The organism is Nonomuraea sp. NPDC050783 (genome assembly GCF_040802095.1).
GTDB lineage: Bacteria > Actinomycetota > Actinomycetes > Streptosporangiales > Streptosporangiaceae > Nonomuraea.
This window is the reverse complement of record NZ_JBFAHK010000005.1, coordinates 284777-308043: the sequence shown is the minus strand read 5'-3', so window position 1 is coordinate 308043 and position 23267 is coordinate 284777. Positions and strand designations below refer to the sequence as shown.

At 73.7% G+C, this 23267-nt stretch carries 25 protein-coding genes; 14 read left to right on the top strand and 11 right to left on the bottom strand.

All coding sequences use genetic code 11. The features are described from left to right. Positions 1–90 precede the first annotated feature (90 nt). The 7 genes from AB0H75_RS16020 to AB0H75_RS15990 are packed head-to-tail and all read left to right on the top strand — an operon-like array spanning position 91 to position 5719. Positions 91–915 carry a glycosyltransferase family 2 protein gene (locus tag AB0H75_RS16020; RefSeq protein ID WP_367796590.1) on the top strand — a complete coding sequence of 275 codons (825 nt, stop codon included), beginning with the start codon at positions 91–93 and terminating at the stop codon, positions 913–915. After that, complete coding sequence (locus tag AB0H75_RS16015; RefSeq protein WP_367796588.1) at positions 912–1982, top strand: glycosyltransferase family 9 protein; 1071 nt, start codon at positions 912–914, stop codon at positions 1980–1982. Before AB0H75_RS16020 ends, AB0H75_RS16015 begins: the two co-directional genes overlap by 4 nt. Next, complete coding sequence (locus tag AB0H75_RS16010; protein WP_367796586.1) at positions 1972–2502, top strand: hypothetical protein; 531 nt, start codon at positions 1972–1974, stop codon at positions 2500–2502. Before AB0H75_RS16015 ends, AB0H75_RS16010 begins: the two co-directional genes overlap by 11 nt. A 58-nt stretch (positions 2503–2560) precedes the next feature. Further along, positions 2561–3070, top strand: a complete 510-nt coding sequence (locus tag AB0H75_RS16005; RefSeq protein WP_367796584.1) for a SigE family RNA polymerase sigma factor — start codon at positions 2561–2563, stop codon at positions 3068–3070. Positions 3071–3104: 34 nt separating this feature from the next. After that, complete coding sequence (locus AB0H75_RS16000) at positions 3105–4319, top strand: hypothetical protein (protein ID WP_367796582.1); 1215 nt, start codon at positions 3105–3107, stop codon at positions 4317–4319. 40 nt (positions 4320–4359) lie between these two features. After that, positions 4360–4938: a TetR/AcrR family transcriptional regulator gene (locus tag AB0H75_RS15995; RefSeq protein WP_367796580.1), complete on the top strand. Its 579-nt coding sequence runs from the start codon at positions 4360–4362 to the stop codon at positions 4936–4938. A gap of 19 nt (positions 4939–4957) precedes the next feature. Further along, positions 4958–5719, top strand: coding sequence for an SDR family NAD(P)-dependent oxidoreductase (locus AB0H75_RS15990; RefSeq protein WP_367796578.1), 762 nt, complete (start codon positions 4958–4960; stop codon positions 5717–5719). Here the strand turns inward: AB0H75_RS15990 and AB0H75_RS15985 are convergent. Both AB0H75_RS15985 and AB0H75_RS15980 read right to left on the bottom strand, forming a co-directional pair. Next, positions 5689–5826, bottom strand: a complete 138-nt coding sequence (locus AB0H75_RS15985) for a hypothetical protein (RefSeq protein WP_367796576.1) — start codon at positions 5824–5826, stop codon at positions 5689–5691. The genes AB0H75_RS15990 and AB0H75_RS15985 overlap by 31 nt on opposite strands. 61 nt (positions 5827–5887) lie before the next feature. Then, the gene (locus tag AB0H75_RS15980; protein WP_367796574.1) at positions 5888–6304 is read right to left on the bottom strand and encodes an ATP-binding protein; all 417 of its coding nucleotides are present in this window, start codon (positions 6302–6304) and stop codon (positions 5888–5890) included. Between the two features lie 153 nt (positions 6305–6457). Here AB0H75_RS15980 and AB0H75_RS15975 point away from each other — a divergent pair, with 153 nt between their 5' ends. The 4 genes from AB0H75_RS15975 to AB0H75_RS15960 all read left to right on the top strand — a co-directional run bounded on the left by AB0H75_RS15975 (position 6458) and on the right by AB0H75_RS15960 (position 8942). Continuing rightward, positions 6458–7255 carry a Scr1 family TA system antitoxin-like transcriptional regulator gene (locus AB0H75_RS15975; protein ID WP_367796572.1) on the top strand — a complete coding sequence of 266 codons (798 nt, stop codon included), beginning with the start codon at positions 6458–6460 and terminating at the stop codon, positions 7253–7255. Then, complete coding sequence (locus tag AB0H75_RS15970) at positions 7239–7463, top strand: DUF397 domain-containing protein (protein WP_367796570.1); 225 nt, start codon at positions 7239–7241, stop codon at positions 7461–7463. Before AB0H75_RS15975 ends, AB0H75_RS15970 begins: the two co-directional genes overlap by 17 nt. Before the next feature lie 95 nt (positions 7464–7558). After that, complete coding sequence (locus AB0H75_RS15965; RefSeq protein WP_367796568.1) at positions 7559–7783, top strand: DUF397 domain-containing protein; 225 nt, start codon at positions 7559–7561, stop codon at positions 7781–7783. A gap of 160 nt (positions 7784–7943) precedes the next feature. Beyond that, complete coding sequence (locus AB0H75_RS15960) at positions 7944–8942, top strand: hypothetical protein (RefSeq protein ID WP_367796566.1); 999 nt, start codon at positions 7944–7946, stop codon at positions 8940–8942. 96 nt (positions 8943–9038) lie between these two features. Here the strand turns inward: AB0H75_RS15960 and AB0H75_RS15955 are convergent, their stop codons facing one another. After that, positions 9039–10571: an N-acetylmuramoyl-L-alanine amidase gene (locus AB0H75_RS15955; protein WP_367796564.1), complete on the bottom strand. Its 1533-nt coding sequence runs from the start codon at positions 10569–10571 to the stop codon at positions 9039–9041. A 204-nt stretch (positions 10572–10775) separates the two neighbouring features. On the opposite strand from AB0H75_RS15955, the gene AB0H75_RS15950 reads away from it, so the two are divergent. From AB0H75_RS15950 to AB0H75_RS15940, 3 genes are all read left to right on the top strand, one after another. Next, the gene (locus tag AB0H75_RS15950; protein WP_367796562.1) at positions 10776–12728 is read left to right on the top strand and encodes a family 10 glycosylhydrolase; all 1953 of its coding nucleotides are present in this window, start codon (positions 10776–10778) and stop codon (positions 12726–12728) included. Between the two features lie 42 nt (positions 12729–12770). Further along, complete coding sequence (locus tag AB0H75_RS15945; protein ID WP_367796561.1) at positions 12771–13859, top strand: sensor histidine kinase; 1089 nt, start codon at positions 12771–12773, stop codon at positions 13857–13859. Positions 13860–14080: 221 nt separating this feature from the next. Beyond that, a complete protein-coding gene (locus AB0H75_RS15940) occupies positions 14081–14752 on the top strand; it encodes a hypothetical protein (RefSeq protein ID WP_367796559.1) in 672 nt (223 codons plus the stop codon). 3 nt (positions 14753–14755) lie between these two features. Here AB0H75_RS15940 and AB0H75_RS15935 read toward each other — a convergent pair whose 3' ends face one another. The 8 genes from AB0H75_RS15935 to AB0H75_RS15900 all read right to left on the bottom strand — a co-directional run bounded on the left by AB0H75_RS15935 (position 14756) and on the right by AB0H75_RS15900 (position 23263). Then, positions 14756–16180 carry an aspartate aminotransferase family protein gene (locus AB0H75_RS15935; protein WP_367796557.1) on the bottom strand — a complete coding sequence of 475 codons (1425 nt, stop codon included), beginning with the start codon at positions 16178–16180 and terminating at the stop codon, positions 14756–14758. 10 nt (positions 16181–16190) lie between these two features. Next, on the bottom strand, positions 16191–17516 hold the full coding sequence (locus AB0H75_RS15930; RefSeq protein WP_367797133.1) for an MFS transporter: 1326 nt from the start codon (positions 17514–17516) through the stop codon (positions 16191–16193). A gap of 86 nt (positions 17517–17602) precedes the next feature. Continuing rightward, positions 17603–18232: a TetR/AcrR family transcriptional regulator gene (locus AB0H75_RS15925; protein ID WP_367796555.1), complete on the bottom strand. Its 630-nt coding sequence runs from the start codon at positions 18230–18232 to the stop codon at positions 17603–17605. A gap of 57 nt (positions 18233–18289) precedes the next feature. Then, complete coding sequence (locus AB0H75_RS15920) at positions 18290–18709, bottom strand: hypothetical protein (RefSeq protein ID WP_367796553.1); 420 nt, start codon at positions 18707–18709, stop codon at positions 18290–18292. Between the two features lie 33 nt (positions 18710–18742). Beyond that, positions 18743–19924, bottom strand: a complete 1182-nt coding sequence (locus tag AB0H75_RS15915; protein WP_367796551.1) for an ABC transporter permease — start codon at positions 19922–19924, stop codon at positions 18743–18745. Beyond that, positions 19924–20613: an ABC transporter ATP-binding protein gene (locus AB0H75_RS15910; protein WP_367796549.1), complete on the bottom strand. Its 690-nt coding sequence runs from the start codon at positions 20611–20613 to the stop codon at positions 19924–19926. Before AB0H75_RS15910 ends, AB0H75_RS15915 begins: the two co-directional genes overlap by 1 nt. Continuing rightward, on the bottom strand, positions 20606–22384 hold the full coding sequence (locus AB0H75_RS15905; protein WP_367796547.1) for a peptidoglycan-binding protein: 1779 nt from the start codon (positions 22382–22384) through the stop codon (positions 20606–20608). Before AB0H75_RS15905 ends, AB0H75_RS15910 begins: the two co-directional genes overlap by 8 nt. A 9-nt stretch (positions 22385–22393) precedes the next feature. Continuing rightward, positions 22394–23263 carry a hypothetical protein gene (locus AB0H75_RS15900; protein WP_367796545.1) on the bottom strand — a complete coding sequence of 290 codons (870 nt, stop codon included), beginning with the start codon at positions 23261–23263 and terminating at the stop codon, positions 22394–22396. Positions 23264–23267 lie beyond the last annotated feature (4 nt).

Here is a 23267-nt window from a genome sequence, read left to right as displayed (position 1 = left end):
AGAAGCGAGTACCTGCAGGAGGGCCCCTCAAACCCCGGGCCTGCGGTTACACCAGGTATGGAGGGGTTTCCTGCGGGTAGCCGGGCGCCTATGGACAGCTCGGATCTCGCCGCTGATCTGGACGTGCTGGTCCCCACCAAGGACCGGCCGGGGGCGCTCGCGGTCACGCTCGCCGGGCTCGCGGCGCAGGACACGGCCGGGTTCCGGGTGGTCGTCTCCGACCAGTCGGCGCGGCCGGCCGGCGAGGACCCGCTGGTGGCCGCGGCGCTGCGCATCCTGGCGCACCGGGGCTCGCCGGTGGAGCTGCTGCGGCACGTGCCCGCGCGGGGGCTGGCCGAGCAGCGGCAGTTCCTGCTGGAGCAGGCCGGGCGCAGGTTCGCGCTCTACCTGGACGACGACGTGTGGCTGGAGCCGGGCGCCCTCGGCACGCTGGCCGGGGCGCTGGACGAGCTGGCGTGCGGGTTCGTGGGGTACGCGCTGCACGGGCTGTCGTACCGGGACGACCCGCGGCCGCACGAGCTGGTGTCGTACGAGGAGTGGCCCGGCCCGGTGCGCCCGGAGCGGGTGCGCAGGGACGGGCCCGCCTGGTGGCGGCACCGCCTGCACAACGCCGCCAATCCGCTGCACCTGGCCGAGAAGGCCGGCGCGGACGGGCCGTGGAAGGCGTACAAGGTGGCCTGGATCGGCGGCTGCGTGCTCTACGACCGGGAGCGGCTGGTGGAGTGCGGCGGGTTCGGCTTCTGGCGGTCGGTGCCGCCCGCGCACGCCGGCGAGGACGTCGTGGCCCAGCTCCGCGTCATGGAGCGCTACGGCGGGGCGGGACTGCTGCCCAGCCGCGCCTACCACCTGGAGCTGCCGACCACCGTCGTGGACCGGCGGGCCGAGTGCTACGACTACGTGCTGGAGGGCCGGTGAGCGGGCGCGTGGCGGGCGTCGAGCGGATCGCCGTGCTGCGGGCCAACGCGATCGGCGACTTCCTGCTGGCCGTGCCCGCCCTGGAGGCGCTGAAGGCCGCCTACCCCGATGCCGGGCTGACGCTGCTCGGCCTGCCGTGGCACGCCGGGTTCCTGGCCGGGCGGCCGGGGCCGGTGGACGAGGTGATCGCGCTGCCGCCGGTCACCGGCGTGTCCACGGCCGAGGACGGGCACGCCGCCCCCGACGGGCTGTACGAGGAGCTGCGCGGGCGCGCGTTCGACCTGGCCGTGCAGATCCACGGCGGCGGCCGCTACTCCAACCCCTTCGTACGCCGCCTGGGCGCACGGACGACGGCCGGGCTGCGTACGCCGGACGCCGAGGAGCTGGACCGCTGGCTGCCCTACACCGACCACCACCACGAGACGCTGCGCTTCCTCCAGGTGGCCGCGCTGGTCGGCGCGGGCGCCGGCCGGCTGGAGCCGCGCGTGGCGGTCACCGCCCGCGACCGCGAGGAGCTGGCCGCCGCGCTCGGCGAGCCGCCGGCCGGCCTGGTCGCCGTGCACCCGGGCGCGCGCGACCCGCGCCGCCGCTGGCCCGCGCGACGGTTCGCGGAGGTCGCCGACCGGCTCGGCCGGCCGGTCGTGGTCACCGGCTCGGCCGCCGAGCGGGAGCTGGTGGCGGAGGTCGTCGCGGCGATGCGCCGCCCCGCCACCGCCGTCGCGGGCACGCTCGGGCTCGGCGGCCTGGCCGCGCTGTACGAGCGCTGCGACCTGGTGGTCGGCAACGACACCGGCCCGCGCCACCTGGCGGCGGCGGTCGGCACGCCCACGGTCGCCGTCTACTGGTGCGCCAACCTCATCACCTTCGGCCCCCTCTCCAGGACCTGGCACCGGCCGCTGATCTCGTGGACCACGACCTGCCCGGCCTGCGGCGCGGACGGCGTGGACCCGCGGGGCGAGCGCTGCCCGCACGACCTGCCGTGGGTGAGCGACGTGCCGGTGGGCAGTGTGCTGGAGCAGGCCGAGGACCTGCTCGCGATGAAGGGGAGGGACCGACATGGCTGCTGAGCACGCGGTGCTCGACGAGCTGCGCCAGGCCATCGACGAGGCGTTCGGCGACCGCGACCGGGTGGCCGTCCGCGAGGTGTACGCGCGGGCCTCCGCACGGGTGAACCTGCCCGCGGACCTGCTGGCCCACCTCAACGAGGTGCCCGACGAGGGCTCCTACAGCAAGGAGGAGCTCACCGAGGCGATCGACGACGTCATCCGCCGCCGCGGCGAGCAGGACAGCCTCGGGCTGCTGAACGGGCCGCGCCGGGCCGCGCCCGTCCCGGAAGCCTCGACCGCCGAACCCGCCGCCCCGGAACCGCCCGTGATGGACACACCCGTGGAGGAGACCATCGAGGCGGAGCACGCGATCCTGGACGACACCACGCTGGACTCCCTGAACCAGCCCCCGTCCGGCACCGGCCCGGACGGCACCGGCTCGGACGGCTCAGACCCGGACGGCTCCGGCTCGGACGGCTCCGGCCCCGACTACTCCGACCCGGCGCGATCCGAGAACATTTTCCGCGAGCCGGGCGCATAGCGGACGGCCCCGCGCGGCGTCTCAGGGGGGTGACGTCGAAACCCCTCTGGAGGTGATCGTGGACGCCGCGGACGAGCAGCGTTTCCGCGAGTTCGTCGCCGCGCGTTCTCCCGCCCTCATGCGCTTGGGATTCCTGCTCACCGGCGGGGACCAGCACGCGGCCGAGGACCTGGTGCAGAGCGCGCTGGCCAAGCTGGCCGCCCGGTGGCGGCGCGTGGACGCCCCGGAGGCGTACGCCCGGCAGATCATGTACCGGCAGCAGATCAGCTGGTGGCGGACGAGCGTGCGGCGCGGCGAGGTGATCCGGGCGGACCTGCCGGAGGCCGCCGACCGGGACCTCAACCACCAGAGCGAGCTGCGCCTGGTGCTGCGCGCCGCGCTGGCCAGGCTGACCGCCCGGCAGCGGGCGGTGCTGGTGCTGCGCTACTTCGAGGACCTGCCCGAGCGGGACGTGGCGCGCACGCTCGGCTGCTCGGTGGGCACGGTCAGGAGCACCGCCCACCGGTCCCTGGCGCGCCTGCGCGAGATCGCCCCGGAACTGGCACGGGAGCTGGAGGTGGCCCGGTGACCCGCTCGCCGTACGACCCGCTGGAGGTGGCCCGATGACGCGGTTGCTGCGCGACACGATGGAGGAGTGGGCCGGGGAGGCCCGCGTCCCGCACGACCTGGCCGACCGGGCGCTACGGAGGCGCGTCCGGCTGCCGATCGGCTCGCCGCTGCTGCTGGCGGGCCTGGCGGCCGGGCTGGTCGCGGTGCTGGTCGCGGGCGTCGCGTTCGTGGTGTCCGGCCAGCGCGGCCCGGAGCTGACGGTACGCCCGGCCGGCGGGATCACGCTCCCGCCCCGGCCCTCGCCGACCCCGACGGACGTGCGCGCCGACACCGAGCACAACCCGCCCGCCACGCTGGTCGCCGCCGGCCGCCTGGCCGTGTCGGCGCTCTACACCACGAAGAAGGAGGCGGCCGGGGAGAATCGCCAGCGGTTCGTGCGCACCTGGTCCCTGTACGACCCGCGCACCGGCGGCTACGAGCGCACCTCGTGGGGCTGGCTGGACGTGGCCCCCGGCCTGCGGGTGGCGGCCGTGCTGGAGCGCGAGCTGCCGGCCCGCCGGGTGGGCATCCTCGACCTGGAGAGCCGCCGGATCCTCGGCTGGATCGACCTGGAGCACCCGGTGGCCGGGTTGTCCTGGTCGCCCGACGGCACGAAGGTGCTGGCCACCGCCTACTCCGGCCATCCCGACCAGTTCGAGGAGGGCCCCCGGCCCGGGAACATGATCGCGCTTCCCAGCTCGCGCACCGGCTACTACATCCTCGACGTCGCGGCCGGCGAGGCGGACTACCACGAGCTGCCGGCCCGGACCCGCGACGACGTCCCGGCCAACTCCAACGGCCGCCAGGACCTCGGCTGGAGCCTGGACGGCACGGCGATCTGGGCACCCACCCACACCCATCCGGACCGCGTCTGGTACACCCCGGACGGCGAGCCCCGGGACGCGCCGGAGGGCCAGCAGTACGTCGACTACTCCGCCGAGTCGGCGATCTCCCCGGACGGCCGCCACGTGCTCGGCCAGGACGGCCTGCCGACCGAGATCACCGATCGCGCCACCGGCCGGATCGCCGGCCGCCAGAACGTCCTGCAACTGCACGCCTGGGCCGACGACGACAACGTGCTCGCGCTCGGCTGCGCCGGCACCTGCGGCGACGAGTTCGACAACGGCCTGGTGCTGGTCAGCGTGGACGGCAAGCGCATGACCCAGCTCACCGCCAACCGCGACAGCGACAAGGAGGGCGCCTGGCGCTGGATCCTGACGCCACGCTGATTTTTGACCAATCGTTCTCGATACTGCTAGCGTGTCCCGCGTGGCACGCACCAAGGAGTTCGACCCCGACGAGGCGCTGGAGAAGGCGCTGGAGCTGTTCTGGGAGCGCGGCTACGAGGGCACGTCGATGGCGGACCTCGTGGCCCGGCTCGGCATCGCGCGGGCGAGCCTCTACGGCACCTTCGGCGGCAAGCGCGAGCTCTACCTGAGGGCCCTGGAGCTTTATCTCGCCCGGCGCGACGTGGTGGCGCCGCTGTCCCAGCCGGGCCCCGCGCTGCCCGCGCTGCGCGCCTTCCTCGACGGCTACGTCGCCGAATGCCTGGCCGACGAGTTGCGGCGGGGGTGCATGGTGGTCAACTCGGCCGTCGAGTTCGGCTCCCGCGACGCGCTGGTGTCGCGGCGGGTGGCGGAGAGCTGGGCGGAGCTGGAGACCGCGATGGCCGCCGCGCTGGTGCGGGCGCGGGCCCAGGGGGAGATCCCCGGGCACAAGGACCCGTACGCGCTGGCCAGGTTCCTGCTCGTGCTGCTGCAGGGCGTCAGGGTGCTCGGCCGGGCCGACCCGGACCCGCGCCGGCTGCGTGACGCGGTCGATCAGGCCATGACAGCCGTCCAAATATGAGAATGATTGGTCTTAAATGATGGCAGATCGTTTTGCGGGGAAAGTCGCGCTCGTCACCGGTGCCACGGGCGTGGTGGGCGGCGCGGTGGCCCGGGCGTACGCCCAGGAGGGCGCCGCCGTGCTGGCCGTCGGCCGCGACGCCGGGCGGCTGGGCGCCCTGGTGAAGGACATCGAGGCGGCCGGCGGGCGGGCGAGCGCCTTCCCCGCCGACCTCACCCGCTCCGCCGAGGCCGCCGCGATGGTCGCCGCCGCGGTCTCCCGCCACGGGGGGCTCGACGTGGCCTGCAACGCGGCCGGGATCTTCGGCGTGCTCGCGCCCGCGGCCGACTACGACGAGGACGTCTGGGACGAGGTGCTGGCGGTCAACCTCAAGGGCGTGTTCCTGTCCATGAAGCACGAGGTCGCCCACATGCGCGCGCACGGCGGCGGGGCGATCGTCAACGTCGCCTCCAACCTGGGGGCGCACTGGCGGCTGCCGGGCGCGGCCGCGTACGCCGCCTCGAAGGCCGCGGTGAGCCACCTGACCCGCACCGCCGCCCGCGACCACATCGCCGACGGCGTCCGCATCAACGCCGTCAGCCCGGGCCCGATCGACTCCCCGATGTCCACCCGTCCCGGCGAGACCCGCGAGCAGCGCGACGAACGGCTGCGCGGCGCCCTGCCCATCGGCCGGGTGGCGGCCCCCGAGGAGATCGCGGCAGCGGTGCTCTGGCTGACCTCGCCGGAGTCGAGCTTCGTCGTCGGCCAGGATCACGTGATCGACGGCGGCGCCACCGCCTGACACCCCCGCCGCGCCTCCTCCTCCAGGTGCTCCTGCAACTCGGCCAGGGTCACCCCGCACCGCACATTGGACAGGCCGCTTCCGGCCGGCACCAGGACAACGCGCACGGCGATGTAGCCACCTCCCGCACCGTCGATGACCCGCCACCCGGGAAACGCCCGGACGCCGTCATCCCGCCGCAACGTCGGCCCAGACCACCCGGCGTCCGCCCGCGACGAGCCGGGTCCCCCGGCCGGCGCTCAGGCTCGCCACGATGCCGAGACCCCGCCCCGCCTCCGCCAGGGCCCCGACCTGGCGGGGCACGAAACACGGGCCGGGGTCCGGAACGCCCGGATCGATCACCTCCACGCGGACGAACCCGCCCCCGAACCCGAGGCGGACCCCCACCCAGTCCCGCCCCGGGCCGCCGGGCACGTGCTGAAGGACGTTGGCCACCAGCTCGGCCACGATCTGCAACGCGTCGGAACGGACCCCGGGCTCGGCGTCGGCGAGCCACAACCCGACCGCCTGCCGCGCCTGCCAGGAGACTCTGGGATTGCGGCGCAGCGTCGTACTCCGCCACAGGACGAAATCTGTAGGTACCACTCCAGGCCGCACGTAATCACCGGCTTCGGTCGAGCGAATGTCCGAGAACACTTCTCAGACTGCCGCGTGACCATTATTTTGTAATCGACCCGTCACCGTCCGTTGTCGGACAGACGCTCCGACGCTTGTCCGGGTCCTGGGAAAGGGCGTGGCATGACGACAGAGGTGTACGGCCAAGTCCTGAGAAAGGCGCGTGAGGCGGCGGGGATGTCGCAGATGGCGCTGGGCGAGCTGCTCTCGTGCAGCGAGAGCCTGGTCGGCCTGATCGAGCGCGGCAAACGGCGGCCGAGCAAGGGATTCACCCTGGCGGCGGAGGCCGCGTTGGGGCTGAACGGGGAGCTCTACGGGCTCCTGCCCAACACGACGGTGATGTCCACGCCACGCTGGTTCAGCGAGTGGCCGAAGGCGGAGGAAAAAGCACACACCATCCGCACCTGGCAGCCCCTCGTCATTCCTGGCCTCCTCCAGACGGCCCGTTACGCGCGGGCCGTGCTCAGTGCTGCACCGGGAGCCACTGATCAATGGATCGAGGATGCTGTCGAGACTCGGCTTCGACGGCAGGCCATACTTGAGCGGGTGCTTCCGCCCATGTATTGGGTGTTGATCGATGAATGCGCTCTCCTGCGGCCGGTCGGGGGGAGCGAAGTGATGCGCGAGCAACTGGCGCGCCTGTTGAAGGCGGCTGAGCAACCCAACATCTGCATCCAGGTCGTGCCACTGGACGTAGGCGCGACCGCTGGCGTGCTCGGGGGGTTCGCTCTCGCCAAAGGCAACGACATGGCGGAACACGTTTATGTCGAGGACGTCGTCCAGGGCACCGTCTCCCCTCGCGAAGACATGGTGCGGCGAGTTAACGTCATATACGACGCAATTCATAAGTGGGCGCACCCCGTACACGTGAGCCGGCAACTGATCCGTGAGGTGGCGGCAAGGTATGAAGATCAGCGATGAGCTGCGCGCCGAGCTGGAAGCCGCGCGGTGGATCAAGTCCTCGCTTTCGGGACCGAACGGAGGGGACTGCCTTTACGCGGCCGAGCTGAGTGGCGACCGTTATGCGGTTCGTGACTCGGAGCAGCCCGATGTCCCGCCCATGATCTTGCGGGGTGGTGTTTTCCGGGCGTTCGTCGGCGGGGCGAAGCTCGGGGAGTTCGACTTCTAAGGGCGATCTGCACTCCCGTGCTGCTCAGTGCCATACGAGAACGGGTACTTCCCTGTCGATGAGCCAGCGGCTGATCCGTGAGGCGGTGGCGAGGTATGAAGATCAGCGATGAGCTGCGTGCTGAGCTGGAGGCCGCGCGGTGGGTCAAGTCCTCGCTCTCGGGACCGGACGGCGGAGACTGCCTATACGCGGCCAAGCTGAGCGGCGACCGTTATGCGGTTCGTGATTCCGAGCAGCCCGATGTCCCGCCGATGATTCTTCGGGGTGGTGTTTTCCGGGCGTTCGTCGGCGGGGCGAAGCTCGGGGAGTTCGACTTCTGAGGGCGGCTCGTCGCCGGCATGGGGTGTGGCCGGCACTACCGGGGGTGGGGTGGCTGGCCGTTCCTCGGTTCGGGGGGTGGCGGGGTGGGGTGGGGGCGGGGCGGTTTCCTAGCGTCGGGACTGGTCCTTTGTTGCGGGTTGCCTGTCGGAAGGCGTGCCGATGTCCGCACTTCTCGAACCAGTCCGTACGGCGGGGCGCCGGCTGCATCGGCCCCTGCTGGTGATGGTCGCCTCGATGGTGGTGCTGCTGGCCGTATCGGCCGTCGGCATGGTGGTGGACGGGCGGGTGCTGCTCGGGGCGCCGGTGTGGGGGAAGCCGCTCAAGTTCGCCGTGTCGTTCATCGTGTACGGCCTGACGCTGGTGTGGCTGCTGAGCCTGCCGCACAAGGCGAGCCGGTGGACCTGGTGGACGGCGACGTTGTTGGCCGTCACCGGCATGGTCGATGTCGGCGTCGTGGTGGTGCAGGCGGCGCGGGGGACGTTCAGCCATTTCAACCAGGCGGATGATCCCTTCACCGATGTCATTCAGCTGATATTCGGTGTGGGGGTGCAGTTGCTCATGCTGGCGAACTTCGTTCTCGCGGGGCTGCTGGTCTTCCAGCGGGTCGGGGATCGGGTGTTCGGCTGGGCCGTGCGGGCGGGGCTGGCCTTTGTGGTCGTCGGGATCGGGCTGGGGATCTTCATACCGGCGAGGTCCAGCGGGGTGTGGAGGGCGAAGGATGCGCTCGGGCATGCGGTGCCGCTGGCGGCCCAGCACAACGTGGGGGTGCCGGATGGGGGGCCTGGGCTGCCTCTTACCGGGTGGAGCACGGTTGGGGGTGATCTGCGCATTCCGCACTTCGTGGGGCTGCACGGGTTGCAGGTGATGGTGGTCGTGGCGATCGTGCTCGGGGCTCTCGCCGGTCGGGTGGGCTGGTTGCGGGGGGAGCGGACCCGGGTGGGGCTGATGCTCGTCGCGGCGGGCGCGTACGCGGGGCTGGTCGTTCTGGTGACGTGGCAGGCGTTGCGGGGGCAGGCGTTGGTGCATCCTGACGGGCGGACGCTGGTGGCCCTGGCAGCGCTGGCCGTGGCCGCCGCGGTCGCGGCGGGGTGGGTGGTCCTGGCCACCGGTGCTGGTCCGGGGCGTGACGATCGGATGGAGGGGCGGGTCCCAGGCTGACGACTGCTTCGCGCGGTTCGGGAGGCGGCGGCGGGGACTGCCTTCAAGGGCGGCCCGCGGCCCCCGGGTGGGGGCGCGGGCCGGGGGGTGGGTGGGTCAGAGGCGGCTGAGGCGGACGGCGTCGGCGATGACGTAGCCCGTGCCGGAGGTCCAGCGGCTCACGCCGACCACGTTGTACGTGCCCGCGTTCAGCGAGAACGTGCCGATACTCTTCCACGTCCCGCCGCCGCTGCGCTGGTCGACGTAGACGGTCTGGTTGCCGCTCGAGGTCGCCACGATGTACGGCGCCGAGCTGTTGTAGCCGGGATCGGACGGGTACCAGACCTCAACCCGGTAGGTGCCCGCGCTGGGGATCGCGGCCGCGTACCAGGCCGGGTCGCTGCTGGCGACCGGGTCGGCGAAGCGGTAGTCGCTGCCGTAGCGCTGGCCGGAGTAGGCGGAGGTGCCCCAGTTGGCGCTGGCGGTGAACTGGCCGGAGGTGGTGTTGTCCACGGTCGTGGTCCACGACGGGGTGCCACCGCCGCCGGTCACGTAGTTCATGTACGTGGTCCAGTTCCAGTAGGAACCGGGGTCGGTGTGGGTGGCGCCGGGGACCTCGTTGTGGCCGATGATGTGACTGCGATCCTTCGGGATGCCGTACTTGTCGCAGATGGCCTTGGTCAGGGCGGCCGAGGCCCGGTACATCGCGTCGGTGAACCACGAGGCGTCGCTGACGTAGCCCTCGTGCTCGATGCCGATCGAGCGGGTGTTGTAGGTCCAGTTGCCGGCGTGCCAGGCGATGTCCTTCTCGCGGACCATCTGGGTGATGGCGCCGTTGGAGGACTTGACCACGTAGTGCGCGGAGACCTGGGCGCTGGAGTTCTGGAACCAGGAGATGGTGCCGGCGTACGAGCCCTGCGTGACGTGGATGACCACGCGGTCGATGGCGTAGCTCGACGGGCGGCTGGAGGCGGTGTAGTTGCTGGAGCTGGCCGCGACCCAGGCGGCGGGGCCGTAGTCGGTGCTCAGCACGCCGGCCTCGGCCTTGGCGTTGAGGTCGCGGGCCTTGGCGTACGGGCCCCGGTCGGCGGTGACCTCCTGCGGCTTGACCTGGACGCCCCGGATGTCGATGCCGAGGCCGAGCGCCTCGTAGACGGCGTCGGCGTACAGGCGGGCCAGCTCGGGCGTGGTGGCGTTGCCGTACTTGGCGACCGCCTGGTACCAGCGGCCGGTGTCCTTCCTGGCGGTCTCGTCGAGGCCGAGGGCGTCGGCGTGGGAGCGCAGGACGGCGGCGCCGCCGAGGACGTTGGCGGCGTCGTCGGCCCGCAGCTTCTCGACCGGCTGCCCGGTCAGCTCGGCGGCCTTCTCCAGGGAGTGGTTGGTGGGGTTGCTGACCAGGTGCATCACGCCGTAGCCGCCGCTGGCGCTGGGCTCGCCCTTGTGGCCGTCGAGGTGGGTCTCGGCGTAGGCGAGGGCGACGAGCAGGTCGCGCGGCACGTCGTAGCGGGCGGCCGCCTCGGCGAAGGCGGCGGGGAGCGGGCCGTCCTGCGTGGCCGGCGCGGCGAGGGCGGGCCGGCCTGCGGCGATGAGGAGGAGGGCGGCGAGGATCGAGGTGGCGAGGGCTGTTAATCGCGTGCGGGCGAATGTCATGGGGGGCTCCTCGTTCACAGGAGTGCTGGGTCACAGGAGTGACGGCTCGCACGTTACGTCAGCATCTGACCGATGTCGATAATTGACATTACCGACGGGTCGGGTGAAACTTTTCATCTTTGTTGACAGCGTGTCCGAAGTTGGGCCCCCGCAAATCGGTGAAAACTATTGCGCTTTCCGGCCGGGGCGCTGAAACTTCCCTTCGTGACCGCGCTCCCGCGTATCGTCCTGGCGGCGCTCACCGCCGCGCTCGTCACCCTCGTCGCGCCCGGCCCCGCTCCCACCGCCGTGGCGGCGGCCTGCGCCACCGACCCCGCCACCCCCAAGCGCCAGCTCCGGGCCATGTGGATCTCCTCGGTGGCCAACATCGACTGGCCCAGCCGCACCGGGCTGAGCGCCGCAGCCCAGCAGGCCGAGTTCCGCGCCTGGCTGGACCTGGCCGTGGCCAAGCGCATGAACGCCGTCATGGTGCAGGTCAGGCCGACGGCCGACGCCTTCTGGCCCTCCCCGTACGAGCCGTGGTCGCAGTGGCTGACCGGCACCCAGGGCGGCGACCCGGGCTACGACCCGCTGGCGTTCATGGTCAGCGAGGCCCACGCCCGCGACCTGGAGCTGCACGCCTGGTTCAACCCGTACCGGATCGCCAACCACGACGACCCCAGCAAGCTGCTCTCCACCCACCCCGCCCGCAAGAACCCCGGCTGGCGCTTCGCCTACGGCGGCAAGCTCTACTACAACCCGGGCATCCCGGCGGTCCGCGCCTTCATCGAGGACGCGATCATGGACGCCGTCTCCAGGTACGACGTGGACGGCGTCCACCTCGACGACTACTTCTACCCCTATCCGGCGAGCGGCGAGCAGATCCCGGACTCGGCCACGTTCGCCCAGTACGGCGGCTCGTTCACCAACGTCGCCGACTGGCGGCGGGAGAACGTCAACCTCCTGGTCCGCGAGCTGGACCAGCGCATCCACGCCGCCAAGCCGCACGTCTCCTTCGGCATCAGCCCGTTCGGGATCTGGCGCAACGCCGGCACCGACCCGCTCGGCTCGCGTACCTCGGGCCTGCAGTCCTACGACGCGATCTACGCCGACAGCCGCACCTGGGTCAAGCAGGGCTGGGTGGACTACATCTCCCCGCAGATCTACTGGCACCTCGGCTTCTCCACCGCCGCCTACGAGGTGCTCACCGCCTGGTGGTCCGACGTCGTCCGGGACACCGGCGTGCAGCTCGTCATCGGCCAGGCCGCCTACCGCGCCGGCGCCTCCGGCCAGGAGGCCGCCTGGCAGGACCCGGCCGAGCTGAGCGACCACCTGCTCGACAACAGGAAGCACCCCGAGATCAGCGGTGACGTGTACTTCAGCGCCAAGGACGTCAAGGCCGACCGGATCGGCGCGATCACCCGCCTGGTCGCCACCCACTACACCAGGCCCGCCCTGCTGCCCGCCCGCGGCACGGCCGCCGCCCCCGCCGCGCCCGTCATCACCGCGGCCACCCAGGGGACGGGCGGCGTCCAGCTCACCTGGACCGGCTCCGGCACCTCCTACGCCGTCTACCGGGTCGCCGGCTCCCCGTCCGCCGCCGACCCGTGCTTCTTCGCCGACGCCCGCAACCTCGTCGGGACGACCAGGAGCAGGACGTTCACCGACACCACCGCGAGCGGGACGCAGACCTACTACGTCACCGCCCTCACCAGGACCCACCAGGAGAGCGCGCCCAGCGCGGGCCGGACCGCCGGCTCCGGGAGCGGCGGGTTCAGCGTGGTGCTCGACAACGCCGGCACCGGCTTCACCGCGAGCGCGAGCTGGGGCACCTCCGCCTACTCCGGCCAGCGCTACGGCGGCGACTACCGCTTCGCCGACCCGGTCGCCGCCAGCGACCCGGCCTGGTACTCGGCCGCGATCCCCAGTGCGGGCACCTACCGGGTGGAGGTCTGGTACCCGTCCGATCCCGGCTACAACAGCGCGACGCCGTACATTGTGGCGACGTCGAGCGGCAACCAGACCGTCACCGTGGACCAGCGGTCGGGCGGCGGGGTCTGGCGGGTGCTGGGGACGTTCCCGCTGAACGCGGGGACGTACAACGTGGTCGGCGTGAGCCGCTGGACCTCGGCGAGCGGTTACGTCGTCGCCGACGCCGTCCGGGTCACCAAGGTGTGAGGGACGCTGGGCAGGTGCGGTCCATGACCGTACGATGAGCCGGTGGACGATGCCCGCCCGCACCCGGCCGAGGCGGTCGCGGTTCTGGTCGCGGCGGGTCTGACGCTGGCGGCCTGCCCCCGGGGGCCGTTCCTGCCGGTCCTTCTCGCGGCGGCGCTGCCGCTGGCCTGGATGCGGCGCGCGCCGCTGACCGTCGCCTGGATCGGCGCGGGCACGGCGGCGACGCTGCCCGTGCTCTGCGTGCTCGCCCCGGCGGCGATGCCCCCGCTGGAGGGCCTGCTGGTGTGGCCGCCGGCGGGCCCGTTCGCCGTGTACGCGGTCATGGCGTTCACGGCCGAGCGGCACCGCGCCACCGGCCGCTGGCTGCCCGTGATCGTGCTCGGCCTGGCCGTGCTGCTGCTGGCCGAATGGCCCGGCGCGGCGCCCCTCGTCCTGCGTACCGAGGTGGTGCTCGCCCTCGCCCTCCTGTACGGCCTGTACACCGAGGCCGACCTGCGCCTGCGCCACGCGCTGGAGGAGCGGGCCGGGCGGGTGGAGCGCGAGCGGCTGGCCGGCGAGATGCACGACGTCGTCACCCACCGGGTGAGCCACATGGTGGTTCGGGCCGGGACGCTGGCCGAGGAGACGCGCGACGAGCGCGCCCGGGCGGCGGCCGAGGAGCTGCGGGCGACCGGCTGCGCGGCGCTGGACGAGCTGCGGCACATGAGCGGGCTGCTGCGGCGCGGCACCGGCGAGGGCTTCGACCTCGGGCTGCCGCTGCCCGACCTGCGGTCGCTGGTGTCGGAGGCGGCCTTCAGGGGCGTGCCGGTGGAGCTGGTGGTGAGCGGCGTGCCGGTGACGGTGCCGGGGATGGTGGGGCGGACGGCGTACCGGGTGGTGCAGGAGGCCCTGGACAACGTGCGCGAGCACGCGCCGGGCGCGGACACCCGGGTGGAGGTCCGCTACCTGCCGGGCGTGGTGCGCGTCAGCGTGCGCAACGCGCGGCCGGCGGAGGAGCCCCCGCCGGCCGGCCCGGGCGGCGAGGGGCTGGGCGAGGTGAACCAGTGGGTGGAGCTGGCCGGCGGCACGCTCAAGGCCGGCCCGGAGGAGGACGGCGGCTTCCTGGTGATGGTCACGCTGCCCACGAGCTGACCGCCCCGGCGAGGCCCGGAAGCACGTCCTCGCCCTCTTGGCGGTGAGATGTAGATCTCATGAACGGAAAGTGTGGCCAAGAGCGATATGAGGGCCTATATGGTCATGCGCCATGAAGCTCCCGCGAGGGCCGATGGGCTCGCCGGTGCTTGCGGGAGGCCCGCGGGGTGCGGCGGACCGCGCCCCGCGGGCCCGTGCTCTTCGGAAGGCAGGGGTGGCCGGTGGAGGAACGGACAGGTGACGAGCTGGTCGCGCGCGTCCTCGCGCACCCGGCCGACGACGACTTCCTGGGCCCGGCGGCCAACGACCTGCTGGAGGAGCTGTTCGCGGGCTACCCGGTGGACAACCTGCTCCGCCTGCTGCGCAGCGGCGACGACAAGGCCGTGCGCACGGGCGCCTGGTTGTTGTCGGAGCTGGGCGACCTCGCCGCGCCGCTGGCGGGCGAGTTGCCCGCCCTGCTCGCCCACCCGCTGCGCCAGGTGCGCTTCTTCGCGATCGAGGCCGCGCTGACGGCCGGCACGCCCGAGGACGGCCCCCTCGCCGCCCGGGTGCTGGCGCTGAGCCGCGACCTCGACGACGCCGTGCGCTGGAAGGTGCTCGCGTTCCTGGCCGCCGCCTCGCCCGAGCAGCTCGCGGCCGGCGCCGCCGCCTCGCCGGACCCCGAGCTGAAGGCGCTGACCGAGTGGCTGGTGCGGCTGGAGAGCGAGGAGGTCGACCCGCGCGAGATCGTCGCCCGGCTGGAGGGCGACGACCGGGTGGTGCGGATGTTCGCCGCCGCCGCGGCCGCGCGGCTGTCCGACGAGGAGGACATGAACCTGCTCGCGCACGCGGCCACGGTGGAGGACGAGGAGATCCGCTCGTTCGCCCTGGAGCAGCTCGACGACCTGCGGTGAGCCTCAGCCCGCGCCGTAGACCACCGACAGGAAGCGCACCAGCACCGCCTCGCGGGCGCTCGCCGGCAGGGCGTCCAGCACGGCGTTGACCACCGCCATCTCCGGCTGGCCCGCGCCCGGCCGCAGATCCGTCCCGACCGAGGCGGCCAGCTCGGCGAAGGCGGCGTCGTCGAGCGCGTCCAGGTCCAGGCCGGCCACCAGCTCCACCAGCCCGTCCGGCAGCGCGACGGGGCCGCGCTCGCGGGCCGCCGCGGCGGCCTCGGCGATCACCTTGAGCAGGGCGTCCACCCCGGCCAGCGTCACGCCGGTGACCGTGATGTGCAGGTTGGCCGGGATTCCGGCGTACGAGAGCTGCGGCTGCAGGAACCAGCCGCGCGCGCGGGCCTCGTCGGCCAGCACGAACACGTCGATCCCGTCGCCGGCGAAGGCCACCAGCGACGACTCCGGCTCGCCCAGCACCCGCAGCCCGGGGATCGCCGCGATGCCGGCGCGCAGCCGGGTCGCCGCCTCCAGGGTGGCGCGGCCCAGCTCGACGTAGCCGTCCCGGCCGAGCGCCTGGAGCGTGGCCCACGCGCCGCCGAGCGGGCCGGCCGACCGGCTGCTCTGCACGGTCGCGTTGATGATCGTGTACCCGGGCCAGGCGGCCGAGGCGAAGTACGCCCCGCGCCGCATCGCGGGGTCGGCGAACAACACGACCGAGGCGCCCTTGGGCGCGTACCCGAACTTGTGCAGGTCGCAGGAGATCGAGGTGACGCCGGGCACCGACAGGTCGAACGGCGGGATGTCGGCCCCGGCCGCGCGCAGCCACGGCAGCAGCCAGCCGCCCACGCACGCGTCCACGTGGCACGGCACCCCGGCCGCCGCGGCGACGGCGGCGACCTCCTCGACCGGGTCGATGACGCCCTGCGGATAGGACGGCGCCGAGACGACGGCCAGGATCGTGTCCGGGGTCAGGGCCGCGGCGACGTCCGCCGCCCGCACCCGGTAGGTCTCCAGGTCCACCGGCACGGCGACGACCTCGACGCCGAGGTAGTGGGCGGCCTTGTGGAAGGCGGGGTGGGCGGTGACCGGCACGACCAGGTTGGGCTGCTCCCGCCCGGCCAGGTCGCGGGCCGCCTTCACCGCCAGCATGATCGACTCGGTGCCGCCGCTGGTGAAGATGCCGTGGCCGCCGCCCAGCTCGTCGGCGACCGCGCCCACGACCTGCCGCTCCATCTCGACGATGCTCGGGAAGGCGGTCGGGTCCAGGCAGTTGACCTCCAGCATCTCGAAGTAGGCGCGCGCCGCGGCGTCGTTGATCTCGGCCCGGCCGGTGTCGTACACGTAGGCGGTCACCTGGCCGCCGCGCACCGGCAGGTCGTGCCGCTTGAGCCGGGCCAGCTCGGCCAGCAGGTCGGCGGTGGCGCGTCCGGACGGGGGCAGGTTCACACGGGCTCCTTCACACGGGCTCCTTCGCGAGGCGGCCGTACCAGGCCACGAACGGCAGGCTGATCAGCATGAGCAGGGCGGGCAGCGCGGTGAAGCCGAGCAGCAGCCCGGTCAGGGCGGCGGGCTCCTGCGCGACGGGCGCCCCGGCCGGCGCGGAGGCGAACCCCGACCCCGCCAGCACCAGCGCGAACAGCCCCGGCCCGAGCGCCAGCCCCGCGGTCTCGCCCGCCGTCCACAACCCGGTGAACGCGCCCGACTGCGCGTGCCCGGTGCGGGCGGCGTCGGCGTGGACGGTGTCGGGCAGCAGGGACAGCGGCAGCAGTTGCAGGGCCGCGTAGCAGACCCCCGCCAGGGCGGTCAGCGCGAGCGTGGCGGCCAGCCCGGCCGCCGGGAAGCCGGACCCGGGACCGGCCGCCGCGATGGCCGGGACCAGCGCGAGCGCGACCGCGCAGAACCCGGCGGAGGCGGCCAGGTAGCAGCGCACCGGCCCGTGCCTGCGGGCCAGCCACGCCCAGCCGGGCACCGCGAGCATGCTGGGCCCGACCAGGCAGACGAACATCACCGACGTCAGGCCGTAGTCGCCCAGCCGGTACGAGGCCACGTACGGCGCCCCGGCCAGCATCACCGCCACCGCCAGCGCCTGCGTCACGAACGCCGCCAGCAGCACGAAGAACGGCCGGTTGCCGCGCGCCAGCCGGAAGGCCGCCACCGGCCCGAGCTGGCGCGGCCCCGGCCTGGACGGCACCCAGCGGGTGGCCAGCGTCGCGGCCACCAGGGCCGCCGCCATGACCGCGCCGATCACCACGCCCATGACCGCGTACCCGGCCCGGCCGCCGCCCGCCAGATCCACCACGGCCGGCGCCAGGCCGCCCGCGACGAGGATGCCGACGGTCAGGCACACCACCCGCCAGGACATGATCCGGGTCCGCGCGGCCCGGGTGCCGGCCATCTCGGCGGGCAGGGCCACGTAGGGGACCTGGAAGCAGGCGAACGCGGTGGCCGCCAGCAGGAACGCCGCCCCCGACCACGCCGCCCCCGACCACGCGGCACCCGGAAGGCCGCCGGGGACGGCGAACATGAGCGCGAACGCCACCGGCAGCGTCACCGCGCCGATCGCGAGCAGCCGGGTGCGCCGGCCGGTGCGCACGGCCTCGCGGTCGCTGGCCGCGCCGACGAGCGGGTTGAGCAGCACGTCCCAGATCTTGGGCGCCACGAGCACGGCGCCGGCCGCCGCGGCCGGGACGGCCAGCATGTCGGTCAGGTAGTAGAGCAGCAGCAGGCCGGGGACGGCGGAGAACACGCCGGTGCCCACCGAGCCGATCCCGTAGCCGAGCAGCCGCTTCCCGCCGAGCTTCCCACCTGGTTCCCCGTCTGGCTTCTCGCCGGGCTTCCCCTCACCGGACCCGATGGCCTCCACGCGGCTCACGGAGGGTCGCCGGGCAGGCCGAGGGTGCGGTGGAGCGACAGGTGCAGGTGGGCGCGGAAGCGCCGCAGGGCCGCCCGGTCGCCGGCGCCCCTGCGGCGCCCCTCGGCGTCCAGCACGCCGCCCTTGGCGAAGCCGTGGATCGACCAGATCGCGGTCCAGATCGTGTACTCCAGGTCCACGGTCGCGTCGATGATCCCCGCGTCGCGGGCCGGGAGCAGCGCGGCGCCGACGTTCGCGACGAGCGGCTGGACGTACTCGCGCTCCAGCTCGGTGATGTCGCCGGCGTCGGAGAGCCAGCGGTGCATCCACAACGCGGGGATCTCCGGGTTGTCCACGCAGAAGTCGAGGTAGTCGTCCACGAGCCGGTGGATCGCGGCGACGGGGCCGGTGCCGGCCGGCCGGGCGAGCGCCCGCTCCAGCGCGGCCCGCTCGGCCTGGTGGGCGCGCTCCATGACGGCGAGGTAGAGCTCCCGCTTGCCGCCGACGTGGTAGTTGACGGTGGCGATGTTGAGGCCGGCGGCCTCGGCGATCTGGCGGGTGGAGGTGCCGTCGTAGCCGTGGGCCGCGAACAGCCGCGTCGCGACCTTGACGATCAGGGCGACCTGCCCGCCGTCCGCTGGGGTCATGCGCCCGAACATAGAGCCGCCGGGGCCCGCCGGTCAATCATTTGATTGAGTACGGGCTCAGTCCGGCGCCCAGTACTTCGTCATGGCCGCGTCGAGTTGCTTCACCACCGGCTGCCAGCTCTTCGGGAGCGTGTAGCGGCTCGCGCGGTGCCCCTTGTGGACGAGGGTGTACTTGAGGAAGTCCGCCCCCTGCGGAGGCGGCTGCGACCGCCCGATCCGCAGCCCCTTCAGGGCCGCCCGGAGCCTGCGCTCCTCCTTGCCCGTGAGGCACTTGTCCACGGTCGGCCCGGTACGGCGGCTCAGCCGGAGGCAGCCGTTCCCGTACACCACCACCCGGTCGTCGAAGCCCGCGAAGCCGCCCTGCCTGCGGTACTCCACCAACACCTTCCGCTGGACGGCGGCGGACACCGGGACGGCCGGGGCGGCGACCAGGGCCGGCACCAGCAGCGGCGTGAGCGCGATGCGCCAGATCCTCATGCCCTCTTTGACGTTCCGGGGGGCCGGTCGGGTTCACCGCAACGCGTCCACGGGCTCCATCCGGGCCGCGCGCCACGCCGGATGCAGCCCGGCCAGCAGCCCCACCAGCGCTCCCGCGAGCGGCGCGGCGACCGCCAGCCGCACGTCCAGCAGCGGCGTCCACTGCTGGACGGCCGAGACCGCGACGATCGCGACCACGCCCAGGCTCGCGCCGATCACGCCGCCGGCCAGCCCGATCAGCGTGGACTCCAGCAGGAACTGGGCGGCGACGTGCCGCCTGGCCGCGCCGAGCGCCCGGCGCAGGCCGATCTCCTGGACGCGCTCCATGACGGTGACCAGCGTGACGTTCGCGATGCCGAGCGCGCCCACGACGAGCGAGACCAGGCCGAGGATCAGGAAGAGCGCGTCGGCGTCGCCCCGCGCCGCGTCCCTGGCCCTCGCGGGGCTGGGCGGGGTGATCACCTGCAACAGGTCGCCGGCGCCGGGGCTGAGCGCCACCGGGGCCTGGCGCGCGATCAGGTCCGTCGCGCCCAGGCTGGTGTTGACCAGCACCCTGGTGACCTCGCGCAGCCCGAACCGCCGCCCCGCGGTGGGCGGCAGGATCACGGCCGCGCTCAGGCTCCGCTCCCGCCGCAGGTCGCCGAGGACCCCGATCACGGTGTACGCGTGCCCGTCGATGAAGATCGCCGGTGACCGGTCGAGCCGGGTGATCCCGAGCATCCTGGCCGCGTCCTCGCCGATCACGGCCACCCGGTCACCGCGCCGGACGTGCCCCTCGTCGTAGAAACGGCCCCGCGTCATCCGGCCGCGCGCGGCCCCGGGCAGCCCGGTCGTGGCGGCCAGCACGGTCAGGGCGTGCGTGGTGACCCGGGCGGGGTCCACGAGATCGTTGGAACGCACGGACAGGTTCGCGCCCTCCTCCGCGTCGGCCACTGCGGCGGCCGACTCCACGCCGCGCAGCCGGGTCAGCCGCTCGACCGCGTCCCAGGTCACCACCGGCGCCCCGGTGGTGGAGCCCGGCACCTCCACGGTGATGGCCGCGGCGGCCAGCGCGTCGAAGCGGCCGACGATCTGGTTGCCCGCGGTGGCGGCCACGCCCAGCGTGACGACCAGCGTGGCGATGCCGAGCACGGTGCCGAGCGTGGTCAGCGCCGTGCGCACCGGCCGGGCCAGCAGGCCGGCGACGGCCTCGCCGGCCAGGTCGCGTACGTGCATCACTCCTCCACCAGCACGCCGTCGGTGATCCGCACCCGGCGCCCGGCCCGCTCGCTGACCTCCCGCTCGTGCGTGATGACCACGATCGTCAGGCCCTGCTCGCGCAGCTCGTCGAACAGGTCGAGCACGGCCTCGGTGTTGCGGCTGTCCAGGTTGCCGGTGGGCTCGTCGCACAGCAGCAGCGACGGGCCGCCCAGGAGGGCCCGGGCGATGGCCGCGCGCTGGCGCTCGCCGCCGGACAGCCGGTCCGGTACGAACCCCGCCCGGTGGCCGAGCCCCACCCGCTCCAGCGCCGCGAGGGCCCGCTCCCGCCTGCCCCCGCGCGGCCGGGCGCCGTAGACCTCGGCGAGCATGACGTTCTCCAGCACGCTGCGGTGCGGGAGCAGGTGGAAGGACTGGAAGACGAAGCCGATCCGGCCGCCGCGCAGCCGGGTCCTAGCGCCGTCCCGGAGCGTCGTGGTCTCCACGCCGTCCAGGCGGTAGCCGCCGGACGTCGGGCGGTCCAGCAGCCCGACCACGTTGAGCAGCGTGGACTTGCCGGAGCCCGACGGGCCGACGATCGCCAGGTGCTCGCCCCGCTCCACGCGCAGCGACACCTCGTGCAGCGCGCGGACCGGCGGCGCGGCGGGATACTCCCTGGAGACCCGCACCAGCTCGACGACGGGTGGCGGCGTCCCCCGCTCAGCCACCGCTCACCACCACCCGGTCGCCCTCCTTGAGCGCGCCGCTGACCTCGACGTTCCCGTCGGCGGTCAGGCCCGTGCGCACCTCGACGTCCCTGGTGCGGTCCGTGGCGTACTCGACCCGCACCCGCGCCCTGCCGTCGGCCGAGGTGATCACCGCGGCCACCGGGACGACGAGCACCGGCTTCCCGGTCGCCCCCACCGTCACCCGCACGGTCACCGCGACGCCCGCCCGCAGGCCCGCGCGCCCGCTCGGCGTGAGCAGCACGGGCTCGGAGCCCTCCGGCGGCTCCTCCCCGCCGGGCCGCCCGGCCTTCTCGCCGATCGCGCTCAGCCGGGCCGGGTACGTCCGGCCCGAGGCCGGCTCGACGGTGGCCTTCATGCCGGGCCGCAGCAGCTCCGCCTCCGCCGCCTCGACCGACCCGGTCACCGCGAACGCCGAGCCGGTCACCGTCGCCACCTCGCCCTCGACGGGCCGGCCCGGCTTGGCCGCGACCTTCTGGACGCGGGCGGGCAGCTTCGGCAGGAACACCACCTCGCCCGGCGGGATCGACACGCCGTAGGTGCGGGTGTACTCGGCCAGCATCCCCTGGGCCGCGGCCAGGTCCGCCCTGGCGCCGGCGACCTTCAGGCGGGCCGGGGAGAGCTGCCTGGCCTGGCGCAACGCCTGCTCGGCGGTCACCACTGCCTCCTTCGCGGTCCTGACGGCCTTGCGCAGCTCCGCCAGCCTGGTCTTCCTGGCCTCGCCGGCCTTGCGCAGGGCCAGGTCGCGGGCCTGCCGGGCCGCCTCCAGGTCCGCCCTGGCATGGGCCACCTTCAGCTCCAGCAGGGTCGTGTCGACGGTGGCGGTCGGCCCGGGGGTGGCCGGTCGGGAGGAGGTCGGCTGGGGGGAGGTCGGCTGGGGAGCGGCCGTGACCCCGGCCGACGGTCCGGCCGACGGTCCGGCCGACGGCGGGGAGGTGGCCTGGCGGAGGGCCTGCTCGGCTTCGAGCAGGCGTTCCCGCGCCGCGCGGACGGCCGCGTCCGCCGCCGCCAGGTCGGCCTCGTCGGCGGGGGTCAGCTCGCGGGCCCCGGCCTCGGCCAGCGCGGCGCGCGCCGCCTTCAGGTCCTTCTCGGCGTTGTCCAGCCGGACCTTCAGCGGCAGCACGTCACGCCCCCGGTCCAGGGCCTGCCGCTCGGTCGCCAGGCTCTCCCTGGCCGTCCGCACGGCCTTGCGCAGCGTCTCGTACGTCTGCCGCTCGGCCGGCGTCGGCCGCTGAACCTCGTACCCCTTGCCGGCGTACATGCGGGTCACCGCCGCGATCGTGGCCCGGTCGAACACGCCCGAGGCCGGCGTGCGGTACCCGAGCCTGCGCAGGGCCCGCTGCACCTGCCGGACGTCGTCCCCCTCGCTGCCGGGGGCGATCGTGCGGTGCATCGGCACCGTGCCGCGCAGGGCGAACACCGGGCGGCCGTTGACCTCCATCAGCACGGCGCCCTCCCTGAGCCGGCCCTTGCGCGGCGCGCGGGTGGTCCGCTGCGGCTCGGCGTCGCCGCCGACCACGCCGGCCAGGGTGACCTGCAGCGGGGAGCCGTACTCCAGCATGCCGCTGAGCACCACCGTGCTGACCAGCTTGCGGCGCTCCACGGCGGCGGTGACCAGCGAGGCGGCGGGCGCGGCGCGGCGGGCCGCCTCATCGGCGGGGGAGCGCAGCCGGGTGCCGACCGCCCAGCCGGCGCCCGCGATGACGACCACGCCGGCGACGACGCCGGCGAGGAGCCTGCGTGGGGATCCCATGAGAGCCGGTCAGAAGGCGAACCGGTCGTTGACCTGCCGCTGGAGGGCGGTCTCCCGGGGTGTGTAGGCCGCGTAGAAGTCCTTGCCGCACTCCAGGTCGTCGAGGGCCGCCTTGATCTCCTTGGCCAGATAGGGCCTGGCCTGCTCGGGGGTGAGCGTCGGCATCTGGAACTGCTTGGTGTCCTTGGTCATCTTCGGCCGGTCGGGGAGGTCGCCCTGCTGCTCGCGGCCCAGCGTGCTCTGCTGCTCCATGAACGCGGTCTCGCCGCGCCCGGCCATGGCGGTCGGCCTGGTGTCGCTGACGGTGTAGCCCTTGCCCTTGAGGCAGGTCGCCATGGAGCCGGCCAGGCTCACCAGCTCGGGGTCGCCGTCGAGCTCGGCGGCCTTGGCCCGCTTGTGGGCCTGGGCCAGCTGGCTGTAGTAGTCGATGCCCGACTTCAGGGTCAGGCCGAGGACCTGCTTGCCCGCCACGCCGGTGCAGGCGTCCTTGGCCTGCTGGTAGGCCTCTCCCTGGGAGGGCGAGAGCGCCCCTGCGATCTTGACGTTGGGGTCCTGGGCGGGGTCGCCGAGCTCCTTGGGGTAGATGTGCAGGGAGAAGATCCCGAACCCGTACTTCTCGCGGTGGGCGCGCATCGCCGCGTAGTCACCGGAGGCGAGCTCGCGCTCCTGGTCGCTCTCCTGCTTCTCCGGCTTCACGTACGGCACGTACGTGAAGCCCTTCTGCTTCATGCAGTCGGCCTTGACCGTCTCGAACTGGCGTTTCTTGTCCTGGACCGCGGTGCTCGGGGCGGCGGCCGGGCTCGCGGCGGCGCCCCCGCAGCCGCAGAGGACGGCCGCCGCGGCGGACAGGGCAAGGGTCAGGCGGGATCTCTTGAGCATGGGA

Coding starts and splice junctions, on each gene's coding strand:
- AB0H75_RS15925 (WP_367796555.1), bottom strand. CDS start 18,232: ATGACCCCAGCGGACGGCGGGCAGGTCGCCCTGATCGTCAAGGTCGCG.
- AB0H75_RS15970 (WP_367796570.1), top strand. CDS start 7,239: ATGAAGATCAGCGATGAGCTGCGCGCCGAGCTGGAAGCCGCGCGGTGG.
- AB0H75_RS15975 (WP_367796572.1), top strand. CDS start 6,458: ATGACGACAGAGGTGTACGGCCAAGTCCTGAGAAAGGCGCGTGAGGCG.
- AB0H75_RS16000 (WP_367796582.1), top strand. CDS start 3,105: ATGACGCGGTTGCTGCGCGACACGATGGAGGAGTGGGCCGGGGAGGCC.
- AB0H75_RS16010 (WP_367796586.1), top strand. CDS start 1,972: ATGGCTGCTGAGCACGCGGTGCTCGACGAGCTGCGCCAGGCCATCGAC.
- AB0H75_RS15965 (WP_367796568.1), top strand. CDS start 7,559: ATGAAGATCAGCGATGAGCTGCGTGCTGAGCTGGAGGCCGCGCGGTGG.
- AB0H75_RS15905 (WP_367796547.1), bottom strand. CDS start 22,384: ATGGGATCCCCACGCAGGCTCCTCGCCGGCGTCGTCGCCGGCGTGGTC.
- AB0H75_RS15990 (WP_367796578.1), top strand. CDS start 4,958: ATGGCAGATCGTTTTGCGGGGAAAGTCGCGCTCGTCACCGGTGCCACG.
- AB0H75_RS15900 (WP_367796545.1), bottom strand. CDS start 23,263: ATGCTCAAGAGATCCCGCCTGACCCTTGCCCTGTCCGCCGCGGCGGCC.
- AB0H75_RS16020 (WP_367796590.1), top strand. CDS start 91: ATGGACAGCTCGGATCTCGCCGCTGATCTGGACGTGCTGGTCCCCACC.
- AB0H75_RS15955 (WP_367796564.1), bottom strand. CDS start 10,571: ATGACATTCGCCCGCACGCGATTAACAGCCCTCGCCACCTCGATCCTC.
- AB0H75_RS15920 (WP_367796553.1), bottom strand. CDS start 18,709: ATGAGGATCTGGCGCATCGCGCTCACGCCGCTGCTGGTGCCGGCCCTG.
- AB0H75_RS15915 (WP_367796551.1), bottom strand. CDS start 19,924: ATGCACGTACGCGACCTGGCCGGCGAGGCCGTCGCCGGCCTGCTGGCC.
- AB0H75_RS15960 (WP_367796566.1), top strand. CDS start 7,944: ATGTCCGCACTTCTCGAACCAGTCCGTACGGCGGGGCGCCGGCTGCAT.